The 11,076-nt window shown below is 65.0% G+C and carries 8 protein-coding genes and 2 pseudogenes; 5 read left to right on the top strand and 5 right to left on the bottom strand.

Features of this window, described 5'->3' with window-relative positions:
- Together VLR48_RS14225 and VLR48_RS14230 are read left to right on the top strand one after the other, a co-directional pair.
- A pseudogene (locus tag VLR48_RS14225) lies at window positions 1–510 on the top strand (hypothetical protein); the annotation flags it as partial.
- A 32-nt stretch (window positions 511–542) separates the two neighbouring features.
- Complete coding sequence (locus VLR48_RS14230) at window positions 543–788, top strand: BPTI/Kunitz domain-containing protein (protein WP_325292422.1); 246 nt, start codon at window positions 543–545, stop codon at window positions 786–788.
- Between the two features lie 133 nt (window positions 789–921).
- On the opposite strand, the gene lpdA is transcribed toward VLR48_RS14230, so the two are convergent.
- From lpdA to VLR48_RS14250, 4 genes are all read right to left on the bottom strand, one after another.
- On the bottom strand, window positions 922–2,652 hold the full coding sequence (gene lpdA, locus VLR48_RS14235) for a dihydrolipoyl dehydrogenase (protein ID WP_325292423.1): 1,731 nt from the start codon (window positions 2,650–2,652) through the stop codon (window positions 922–924).
- Window positions 2,653–3,019: 367 nt separating this feature from the next.
- Window positions 3,020–4,759 (bottom strand): dihydrolipoyllysine-residue acetyltransferase, encoded by a 1,740-nt coding sequence (gene aceF / locus VLR48_RS14240; protein ID WP_325292424.1) that lies wholly within the window; start codon window positions 4,757–4,759, stop codon window positions 3,020–3,022.
- A 217-nt stretch (window positions 4,760–4,976) separates the two neighbouring features.
- Complete coding sequence (aceE, locus tag VLR48_RS14245) at window positions 4,977–7,631, bottom strand: pyruvate dehydrogenase (acetyl-transferring), homodimeric type (protein ID WP_325292425.1); 2,655 nt, start codon at window positions 7,629–7,631, stop codon at window positions 4,977–4,979.
- 182 nt (window positions 7,632–7,813) lie between these two features.
- Window positions 7,814–8,086 (bottom strand): DUF29 family protein, encoded by a 273-nt coding sequence (locus VLR48_RS14250; RefSeq protein WP_325292426.1) that lies wholly within the window; start codon window positions 8,084–8,086, stop codon window positions 7,814–7,816.
- Window positions 8,087–8,188: 102 nt separating this feature from the next.
- Here VLR48_RS14250 and VLR48_RS14255 point away from each other — a divergent pair.
- Window positions 8,189–8,671: pseudogene (locus VLR48_RS14255) on the top strand (cobyrinate a,c-diamide synthase); the annotation flags it as partial.
- Between the two features lie 93 nt (window positions 8,672–8,764).
- On the opposite strand, the gene VLR48_RS20300 reads toward VLR48_RS14255, so the two are convergent.
- On the bottom strand, window positions 8,765–9,229 hold the full coding sequence (locus VLR48_RS20300; protein WP_414718610.1) for a cysteine-rich CWC family protein: 465 nt from the start codon (window positions 9,227–9,229) through the stop codon (window positions 8,765–8,767).
- On the opposite strand from VLR48_RS20300, the gene VLR48_RS14260 reads away from it, so the two are divergent.
- The gene (locus VLR48_RS14260; RefSeq protein ID WP_325292427.1) at window positions 9,152–10,351 is read left to right on the top strand and encodes an adenosylcobinamide amidohydrolase; all 1,200 of its coding nucleotides are present in this window, start codon (window positions 9,152–9,154) and stop codon (window positions 10,349–10,351) included. The genes VLR48_RS20300 and VLR48_RS14260 overlap by 78 nt on opposite strands.
- On the top strand, window positions 10,342–11,076 hold a 735-nt coding region (gene cbiB / locus VLR48_RS14265; protein ID WP_325292428.1), incomplete at its 3' end, for an adenosylcobinamide-phosphate synthase CbiB. The genes VLR48_RS14260 and cbiB, both read left to right, overlap by 10 nt.

Consider the following 11,076-nt stretch of genomic DNA (forward strand, 5'->3'; position numbering starts at 1 on the left):
GGCCCGATGGAAAGACTGCTTGAATGGATCAGCGCGCGTCGGCCCTGTCGGCTGATCGAAGGCGACCAAGGCGAGCCCTATCTCGAACGCTACTACCTCTTCGGCGTCTTCGGCTGGCATCTCTACCTGCACCGCTTCGTCGATTCGGATCCGGATCGCGGCCTTCACGACCATCCCTGGGCACACGCCGTCAGCTTGGTGCTCTCGGGCGGCTATGACGAGATCCGCGGCCTCGACGGGGACTCCGAGCAAACCAGCTTGCGCTTTCGTGCTCCGGGGCGGTTCAACAGGCTGCGCGGCTCGGACTATCACCGCGTGGTCCTGCGTGCAGGCGTACCGGCGTGGACGCTCTTCCTGCATGGCCCGAGGGTCAAGGGTTGGGGATTCCGTCGAGGCGGGTCCGTCCAGATGATGGCGAAGGACGGCAGCGAGTTTCGACATCGCGATTGGTGGAAGCATGCACCGACGGGTGCACAGGTTCGCGCGACGGCGCGCAGCGGGTCTCGATGAGGGCTGTGTGGCTAGGCCGGTGTCGGGTTCCGGTGCTCGTGATCCTCATGGCGGGCCTCACGGGATGTGGCGGCGCGCCTACCGGAGGCGGCAGCGATGAGCTGCCCGTCGCCTGCCTCGTCAAACCTGACCCCGGCCCCTGCCGTTCCAATCAGCTCGGATTCTATTACGAGTACCGAGACGATCGCTGCAAGGCATTCACCTACGGCGGCTGCGCGGGTCGGGTGCCGTTCCCGACCCTGCAGCAGTGTTTGGATTTCTGCGGGGCGAAGCGGTGAGGCCTTAAGCTGCCCTGATCACAAAACCGTCCGCAGGATGGACGAGCGAGAGCGAAGTCCACCGAGCCCAGCACCGGCGTCGGTCTACCGGCGTGTAGGGGCGAATAAATTCACCCCTACAGTCTGTCCCGCGTCAGCGCTTCTTTGGCGGCAGCAGATCCGTAATCGAGCCTTGCGCCATCTCGGCCGCAAGACCAACGGTCTCGTTCAGGGTCGGGTGCGGATGGATGGTCAGCCCGATGTCTTCCATGTCGGCACCCATCTCGAGCGCCAGCACGGTCTCGCCGATCAGCTCGCCGGCGTTCGGGCCGACGATGCCTGCGCCCAGGATGCGTTTGGTCTCGGGATCGAACAGGAGCTTGGTCAGACCCTCGTCGCGATGGATGCCGAGCGCGCGCCCGCTCGCGGCCCAGGGGAAGACGCCCTTCTCGTAGGCGATACCCTTGGCCTTGGCGTCGGTCTCCGTGAGACCCATCCAGGCGACCTCGGGGTCGGTGTAGGCGACCGAGGGAATGGTCATAGGGTCGAAGAGGGCGGGCATCCCGGCGATGACCTCGGCGGCGACCTTCGCCTCATGCGTGGCCTTGTGGGCGAGCATCGGTCCGCCGACCACGTCGCCGATCGCGAAGATGTTCGGCACGTTGGTGCGCATGTGGGCATCGACCTTGATGAACCCGTGCTGATCGACCTTGACCCCGGCGGCCTCGGCGTTGACGAGCTTGCCGTTCGGGCGCCGGCCGATGGCGACCAGGACCTTGTCGTAGATCTCCTCACCCGGTTTTTTGCCCTCGAAGACGACCTTGATGCCTTCGGCCGTGGCGCTCATCTGCGCGACCTTGGTCTCGAGTCTGATGGTGCTGTAGCGTTTCTTGATGACCTTTTCGAGCGCGCGCACTAGGTCGATGTCCGCACCCGGCATCAACTGATCCTTCATCTCGACGACCTCGACGGTCGAGCCGAGCGCACTGTAGACGCTCGCCATCTCGAGCCCGATGATACCGCCGCCGACGATCAAGAGACGCGCGGGGATGTCCGCGATCTGGAGCGCGTCGGTGGAGTCCATGACCCGCGGGTCGTCGTGCGGAAAGCCCGGGATCTTCATGGGTGCGGAGCCGCAGGCGATGACGCAGTGGTCGAACAGGATCCGCACCGGACCACCGGGTTGTGCCACGGTGATCCGATTGGGTGCCTCGAAGCGACCGGTACCCTGGATTACCTCGACCCGACGTTGCTTCGCCATGGCCGCGAGACCGCCGGTGAGCTTGGCGACCACCTGCTCCTTGCCGGCGCGCATCTTGTCCAGATCGATCTGCGGCTCGCCGAAGGTGACCCCCATGCTGCCCAGGGTCTTGACCTCTTCGAGAATGGCTGCGGTGTGCAACAGGGCTTTGGAGGGGATACAGCCGACGTTCAGACAGACGCCGCCGAGGGTGTCGTAACGCTCGATCAGGACGACCTTCTTGCCGAGGTCGGCGGCGCGGAAGGCGGCGGTGTAACCGCCGGGTCCGGCACCGAGCACCACGACCTCGGTGACGATCTCCTGAGACGCGGCGGCTGGCGCAGCACTCGTGGATTCTTTCCCCGCTTCGGCGCCGCCCGCAGACTGCGGCGCCTTGACCTCCAGCGTCATGATCAGTGTGCCTTCCGAGATCCGATCGCCGACCGCGACCTCGACCGTGCGCACGATCCCGGCACGCGGCGCCGGGATTTCCATGCTCGCCTTGTCGCTTTCGAGCGTGATCAGCGACGCCTCTTCGATCACCGAATCGCCCGGTGAGACCAAGACCTCGATGACCTCCACGTCTTTGAAGTCACCGATGTCCGGTACCTTGACCTCGATGATGTCGCCGCTCTTGTCGTTCATGGTGTGATTCTTCTCTTGGGGCCGCAACGGCCGCACGATGATGATGGCTCGATAGCGTCCAATGCTAGACGAAAGCGTGCTGCGAGGCGAAACCCTCAACCCTATTCACTGCATTGGGTTCGGACGTTGCGTCCTCGCATGGGGTGTGGGCATCGGACTCCGGGGCCCCAAAGACCTGTCGGAAGTAAATCGAGCACCGAATCCAATCGTTGTCGTTGTCGTTGTCGCAATCGTAATCGACCACGAGAACGACAACGACAACGACACCCGTGGCAAGGGATTTCTCTCGTCGAGTTGTTTCTACGTGTTTTGAACCGTTCTCCAGCGAGGCGTCGGCACGCCAGCCCGCCCCGCCGCCGAGCGCGCCTCACAGCAGAAGCTGACGAAGATCCCCGAGCAGCTCCCCGAGCAGGCTGGTGAAGCGCGCCCCGTCCGCGCCATCGACGACACGGTGATCGTACGACAGGGACAGCGGCAGCATGAGGCGTGGCTCGAAGCTCTGGCCGTTCCAGACCGGTTTGGTCGTCGCGCGCGAGACGCCGAGGATGGCGACCTCGGGCGCATTCACGATCGGCGTAAAGGCGGTCCCGCCGATGCCGCCGAGGCTTGAGATGGAGAAGCAGCCACCCTGCATGTCGCCCGGCAGCAGCTTGCCGGCGCGCGCCTTCTCGCCGAGCTCGGACAGCTCGGCGGCCAGGGCGAAGATGCCCTTCTTGTCGACGTCGCGCACGACCGGGACAACCAGACCCTGCGGCGTATCGACCGCCACCCCGATGTGAGTGAAGTGCTTGAGCACCAGACCCTCGCCGTCCGCCGTCAGCGACGCCTTGAGAACCGGCATTCGATTCAGGGCGGTGGCGACCGCCTTGAGCAGGAAGGGGACGAAGGTCAGCTTGATGCCCTTCTCGGCGGCCTGCGCCTTTTGCCCCTTACGGAAGTCTTCCAGCGAGGTGATATCGGCCTCGTCGAACTGGGTGACATGCGGTACCGAGAGCCAGCAGCGGTGCAGATGCCGACCGCTGAGCTTCTTGATGCGGGAGAGCTCGGTGATCTCGATCGGGCCGAACTTGGAGAAATCGATCTCGGGCGCGGCGGGCAAGGCGAAGGGCAGGGCGCTGCCGGCCCCGGTCGGGGTAACTTGCGCGAGTGCTTGCTTAACGAAGCCCTGGACGTCGTCCTTGAGCACGCGACCTTTCGGCCCCGACCCTTTGACGAATTTCAGGTCGACGCCGAGCTCGCGCGCGAACCGTCTCACGGCGGGACTCGCATGCGCCTTGCGGCCCTTGGCGATCGCGGCCATGTCCTCCGGGCGCGGCAGCACCGGAGCGGGACGGCGCTCGGATTCACCCGGCGCGCGTTTGACGCTCGATGCCGGGCCCGGCGGCGCCTCGAGCTCTTCGGCGGTGTTCGCAGCCATCGGCGAGGCCGATGCGATCGGCTCGCCGCGGGGGACCTCGCCGTCGATGCGAAGTGTCAGGATGAGATCCCCCTGATTCAGGGTCTCCCCGACCTTGACGGCCAGCTCCTCGACGACACCCGCGTTGGGCGAGGGGATCTCCATGGTCGCCTTGTCGCTTTCGAGCGTGAGGAGCGACTGGTCGACCTCGATGCGATCTCCCGGTGCGATGAGGACCTCGACCACCGGGATGTCCGTAAAATCGCCGATGTCGGGCAGGACCACGGAGATGGTCTCGCCGCTGTTCGGCGCACGCGTCGGGTTCGACTTCGGCGCCTGCGACGATGCCGGAGCAGGGGAAGCCGGGTGTGCTGTCGCTGGAACAGCGTCCGGCTCGCTCGCTTCGGCTTGCGCAGATCGCGCTTCGCCGGTCGAAGTCGTCTTGGGCGGAGTCTCCTCGGAGCCGGACCCATCGGTCTCCAGCGTCATCAGGAGATCCCCCTGGCTGACCCGATCGCCGACCTTGACAGTCAACTCTCGGATCACCCCTGCCAACGGCGCAGGGATCTCGATGGTCGCCTTGTCGCTCTCCAGGCTGAGGATCGATTGCTCGGCTTCGATCCGGTCACCCGGAGCGACGAGGATCTCGATCACCTCGACGTCCGAGAAGTCCCCGATGTCCGGCAGCAGAATGTCTTCGACGGTTGCCACGCTCTGTCCTCCCTAAACCGCATCCGGGGCGATCACACCAGATCCCTGTGTTGCGCCGCTCGGTTCGACCCGAGCCTCGTCCCGGACGCGGTCCAGTCATCGATAGATAAATATCCTAAACCGTGTCGACCGAGTCTTTCTTGGTTCTTCGTCGTCGGTCGACTCGCCGCATCGCCGCATGGGATGACGAGCGCGGTTCAGCGCGGTTTAGCGCGGTTCAGATCGTCACCGGGTTGGGTTTTTCCGGGTCGATGCGGTATTTCCGTATCGCCTCGGAGACCGTCGCGGTCGGGATCTCGCCTTCGTCCGCCAATGCCTTCAGGGCGGCGACGACGATGTAGTAACGATTGACCTCGAAGAATTTCCGCAGCTGGCTGCGCATATCGCTCCGCCCGAAGCCGTCGGTCCCGAGCACCAGGTAGTGTCGCGGGATGTAGGGGCGGATCTGGTCGGCGTAGGTCCGGACATAGTCGGTCGCGGCGATGATCGGGCCTTGGGTCCCGGCCAGCTGCTCCTCGACATAGGTGGTGCGCTGGGGCTGGTCGGGGTGGAGCATGTTCCAACGCTCCACGTCGATGCCTTCGCGCCGCAGCTCGTTGAAGCTGGTGACGCTCCAGACATCCGCGCCGACGCCGAAGTCCTTGGCGAGCAGCTCGGCCGCGGCCAAGACCTCGCGCAGGATGGTCCCGGCGCCGAGCAGCTGGACGCGGTGGGTGTGCTCCTCGCCCTGATGGACCGGATACATGCCCTTGAGGATCCCGGCCTCGGCGCCCTCGGGCAGCGACGGCTGAACGTAGTTCTCGTTCATCGCCGTGACGTAGTAGAAGACGTTCTCCTTCTCCCGATACATCCGGCGCAGGCCGTCTTGGACGATGACGGCGAGCTCGTAGGCATAGGCCGGGTCGTAGGCGACACAGTTCGGGATGGTCGCGGCGACCACCATGCTGTGGCCGTCCTGATGCTGAAGTCCCTCGCCGGCGAGTGTCGTGCGTCCGGCGGTGCCGCCGATCAGGAAGCCGCGGGCCTGCATATCGCCCGCGGCCCAGGCCAGATCGCCGATGCGCTGAAACCCGAACATCGAGTAGTAGATATAAAAAGGGATCATGCTCTGGCCGTGATTCGCGTAGGCGGTGGCCGCCGCGATCCAGGACGACATGGCGCCCGCCTCGTTGATGCCTTCCTGCAGGATCTGACCCTTCTTGTCCTCGCGGTAGTACATCACCTGATCGGCATCGACCGGCTCGTAGAGCTGGCCGATGGAGGAGTAGATGCCGAGCTGGCGGAACATGCCCTCCATACCGAATGTGCGAGCCTCGTCCGGAACGATAGGGACCAAGTACTTGCCGATCGCCTTGTCGCGCACCAGGATGGTGAGGATGCGCACCATCGCCATGGTGGTCGACATCTCCTTATCGCCGCTGCCTTCCAGGAGCGGCTTGAAGGCATCCAGCTCGGGGATCGGAAGCACTTCGGCCTCGTCGCGACGCGCCGGCAGGAAGCCGCCGAGCCGCTCGCGCGCCTCGTGCATGTATTGCATCTCGGGGCTGTCCTGCGGTGGCTTGTAGAAGGGCGCGGCGCCGATCTGGTCGTCCGAGATCGGAATATTAAAGCGGTCGCGGAAGGCCTTGAGATGCGTCTCGCCCATCTTCTTCTGAGAGTGGGTGATGTTCATGCCCTCGCCGGCGACACCCATGCCGTAACCCTTCACGGTCTTGGCCAGGATCACCGTCGGTTTGCCGTTCATGCGCATGGCCGCATCGTAGGCGGCATAGACCTTGGCCGGATCATGGCCGCCGCGGTTCAGGCGCCAGATGTCCTCGTCCGTCATGTTGGCGACCATCTCCTTGAGCTCCGGATATTTGCCGAAGAAATGCTCGCGGGTGTAGGCGCCGCCCTTGGCCTTGTAAGCCTGGTAGTCGCCGTCGACACATTCTTCCATGCGCTTGACCAGCAGACCCTGCTTGTCGCGCGCGAACAAGGGGTCCCAGTAGCTGCCCCAGACGACCTTGACGACGTTCCAGCCGGCGCCGCGGAAGACCGCTTCGAGCTCCTGGATGATCTTGCCGTTGCCGCGCACCGGGCCGTCGAGCCGCTGAAGGTTGCAGTTGACCACGAAGACCAGGTTGTCGAGACGCTCGCGTGCCGCCAAGGAGATGGCACCCAGCGATTCGGGCTCGTCCATCTCGCCGTCGCCCAGGAATGCCCAGACCTTACGCTCGCTCGTGTCGACCAGCCCGCGGTCGTTCAGATAGCGCATGAAGCGAGCCTGATAGATGGCCATCAGCGGCCCGAGCCCCATCGAGACGGTCGGGAACTGCCAGAAGTTGGGCATCAACCAAGGGTGCGGGTAGGAGGACAGGCCGTTGCCGTCGACCTCTTGGCGGAAGTTGTAGAGCTGCTCCTCGCTGATGCGTCCTTCCAGAAACGCGCGGGCATAGATGCCGGGTGCTGCGTGGCCCTGGAAGAAGATGAGATCACCGCCGTGATCCTTGTCGCGCGCACGGAAGAAGTGGTTGTAGCCCACGTCGACGAGGGTGGCGGAGGAGGCGAAGCTCGAGATGTGACCCCCAAGCTCGGTGGAGAGCCGGTTCGCCTGCACGACCATTGCCATGGCGTTCCAGCGCACGAAGGAGCGAATGCGTCGCTCCATGGCGCGATCGCCGGGGAAGCGCTCCTGCTGCTGCACCGGAATGGTGTTGACGTAGGCTGTGTTGGCGGTGAACGGGAGATAAGCCCCCGAGCGGCGCGCCTTGTCGATCAGTCGCTCGAGCAAAAAGTGGGCGCGCTCGACGCCTTCGTTCTCGAGCACGGCATCGAGCGAATCGAGCCATTCCTGTGTCTCTTGGGGATCGATATCGGGCTTGTTGGTCATGATGTTTCCCGGAAGCGGTCGAAGCGGTCGGCACGGGCAAAGCGCGGATTATATCAGCGCTCCAGGTTTGCAATGGTAAGAATTTAGGGGGTCAATGTATGGCTGGGCCTGGGGTAGCCGCCAACCTCCGGCCTTCTCCCTCCAGCTCTTAGCCTTTAACCTTTACCCTTTAACCTTTGGGGTCAGGGTTCATTCGGGTAGAAATCGAAATCAAGGATCCGATCGATCGCGTAGGGGCACGTTTGGGGGAAGCGCTCTGGGCTCAACAGGGTCTCGCGCGCGGCGATGTCCACGGCGTCGGGGTAGGCATCCTCGACGGCCTCCGGCACGTAAGGCTTTACGCTGGGGCTTGACTGGATCTGACGCTGAATCTGTTTGCGCTGCTCGATGATGCTGCAACAGTGTTCTCGCAGCCGAAGCGCGGTGAGTTGCATCGGCGAAGAGGCGTCCAACATGGTGGCTCGGAGCTACAGGATAGATGGCCGCTCGATCGGGGCGCAATGCGTCCGGCCGCGCCCGGTCCTCGTCTCCGACACGCCCGCATCGACGCTCGAGCCATGACCCTTGCCCGAACCTGTCCCGCGCTTTTTCTCGCCGCTCCCGCATCCGGTCAGGGCAAGAGGACCTTGGTCGCCGCACTGGCGCGCCATCATCGCAACCAAGGGCAGCGGGTGCGCGTCTTCAAAACCGGACCGGATTTCCTGGACCCCATGATCCTCGCACGGGCGGCCGGGACCCCGGTCGAGTCTCTCGACCTCTGGATGGTCGGCGAGACCGACTCGAGGCGCAAGCTCTACGCGGCCGCCGACGCGGCGGATCTCATCCTGATCGAGGGGGCAATGGGACTCTTCGACGGCACCCCGTCCGGGGCCGACCTCGCGCAGACCTTCGGTGTGCCGGTGGCGGTGTTGATTGATGCCGGCGGCATGGGCCAGACCTTCGGCGCACTCGCGCTCGGACTGGCCCGTTATCGGCCGAACCTCCTGTTCGCAGGCGTCATCGCCAACCGGGTCGCCAGTGCGTGCCATACCGAGATGCTCTATTTTCCGTCTGCTCCGGAGGCCGCCGCGGACCTGTTTCTGCCCTGAGCCCGTCGGTATTTCGCCCGCGCACTCGATCGGACCGGCACACGCCTATCGATGCTCTCTGGACGCATCGACAGAGTCCGCGCAGAGACGATTGATGTCCGCGAGACAGGCGACGCACAGACAGTCTCGATAACGCTCGCCGAGGTAGTCAAGTGCCTCCGTCGTAAGGACGACACTCAGGCAGCCGCATCGCTCCGCCCGGTTGGCCTTGCATTCAAACTCTGCGCCGCAGCGCGGGCAGGTCTTCGATTCGTGCTTTCCCATACCGTTTCCTCCGGATGTCGGTACTCTCCTCAATCGGATAGACGATAACCCACCAGAGCTTACGTGACATGCAGCAATTGCGGCCCCGCAGTCACTTGCGATAGCCTCGCGCGTCCGTCGGCCCGTCGCTGGACGGCCATCCCACTGTCCCCGTGATCGAGGTCCGGCATGCTCCTCGAAGAGACCGACCGTTACGTCCTGCACCGGCAGGGGCGCTATCTTGTCGTCGCCTTCGCGCGTCCGCATCGGGTGCTCGGTACCTGTCGGGTCAACGGCGGGATGTCCGAGACGCTGACCCATTTGGCGAACCATCAAAGTTGCGAGGGTGTGGCCCATCTGGCGCGCTACGAGACCGTCCTGGGTCTCGGCGCACGGGACTATCACGCACGCACCTGCGCCGAGGCAGGGCTTCCGCCCGAGACGACGGCCCTCATGGGGACCGCCGCCAACATGCAATGTGCGGTCGTTGCGCACGCGGACGCGGAGGATCTTCGCGTGACGGTCGTCGCCACCGCCGGGGTGACCGGCAACGCCGTCCGCGCCGGTGATCCGGCCGCTTGGCACGAGGAGGCCGACGGCAGTCGTCCTGCCCGTCGCGGGCGTGCCGGGGGATCGGCGGCGCGGACCGGATCCGAAGGCCCGATTGCCGGCGATCGACCGTCCGATGACTCCGGCTCGGGAACCATCGTCACCCTGGTCATGATCAATCAGCCCTGCACGCCTGCGTGCCTGGTTCGAGCCGCGACGATGGTTACGGAGGCGAAGAGCACGGCTTTGCTGGATCTGCGCATGCCGAGTCTGCAATCGTCGGGTCTTGCGACCGGCACCGGGACCGATCAGCTCGCCGTCGCCGCCCCGCTGGCGCGCGAGGCCGAGTGGGAGCGGCACTGGGCGGGCGGTCACAACACGCTGGGCGAGCTGCTCGGGCGGGCGACCCATGACGCCGTCACCCGCTGTCTGCTGCTGCAGAACGGCATCGTTCCCGAGCTCAGACGCACCATCTGTGCAGCCTTGGGTCGCTTCGGTTGCGACGAGGCGGCGCTGCGGGTCTGCGCGGAGTCCGAGCTGGAGGCTCCGGAGGCGGCCGTATTTGCCGCGAATCTACAGGCCATCATCCATGATCCGCACAGCGCCGCAGCCGCCTATGGTCTGGCCGAGATCCTGGATCTGGTGCGCACCGGGGTGCTGCATGCCGGGGTCGCGCGCGAGGCGATCCTGAACCAGGCGGCGCTGCTAGCGGCGGCCGTCGCGGTCAATCCCGAGCGGTTTGTCGCGCTGCGTGTGGAGCTGGCGCCGCATCAAGGGTTGCCGGACGGCCGCTTGGCTGCGCTCGCCGTCCTGCGGGGGTTCGCGTACAAATGGGACTGACCGAGCATCTGGCACTCATTCTTGCCGCCTGTCTTCTCGATGCCTTGATCGGTGATCCGGTCTATCGTTTTCATCCGATTCGGATCATCGGGGCCTGGAGTCTCGGCTGGGAAAGGCTCTTGTTTGCCGTCGGGCTGAAAGGGCGTGTCGGCGGCGTTCTGCATTGGCTGCTGGTGGTCGGGGGTGCGCTCGCGGCCTGGTGGGGCGTTCGATCGGGTCTCGGCGCGCTGCATCCTTGGGCGGCCTTCGCCTGGGATGTCTTCATCGCCTACAGCCTGATCTGCACCCGTGATCTCCTGGATCACGGACGCCGCGTGCTCGAAACGCTCGACGATCTCCCGCAGGCTCGCGCCCGACTGCGGATGTTGGTCGGTCGCGATACCGAGCAGTTGGAGCGCGACGGCATCGTGCGTGCGACCATCGAGAGCCTCTCGGAGAACCTGACCGACGGGGTGCTGACGCCCCTGTGGGCCTTCTGTCTGTTCGGGCTCCCGGGTCTGATCCTGGTGAAGGCGGTGTCGAGCCTGGATTCGATGGTCGGCTACAAGAACGAACGTTACGGGCATTTCGGCTGGGCTGCGGCGCGCTCCGACGATCTTGTCCATTGGCTCCCGGCGCGGCTCTCGGTCCCCTTGATCGCGGCTGCGGCGGCACTGCTCAAGCTGCACCCGCGGCTGGTCTCGCGCGCCGCGCGCGACTATCACGCGATGCTCCCCAGCCCGAAC

The organism is Thiocapsa sp., from assembly GCF_035467215.1.
Taxonomy (GTDB): Bacteria; Pseudomonadota; Gammaproteobacteria; order Chromatiales; family Chromatiaceae; genus Thiocapsa.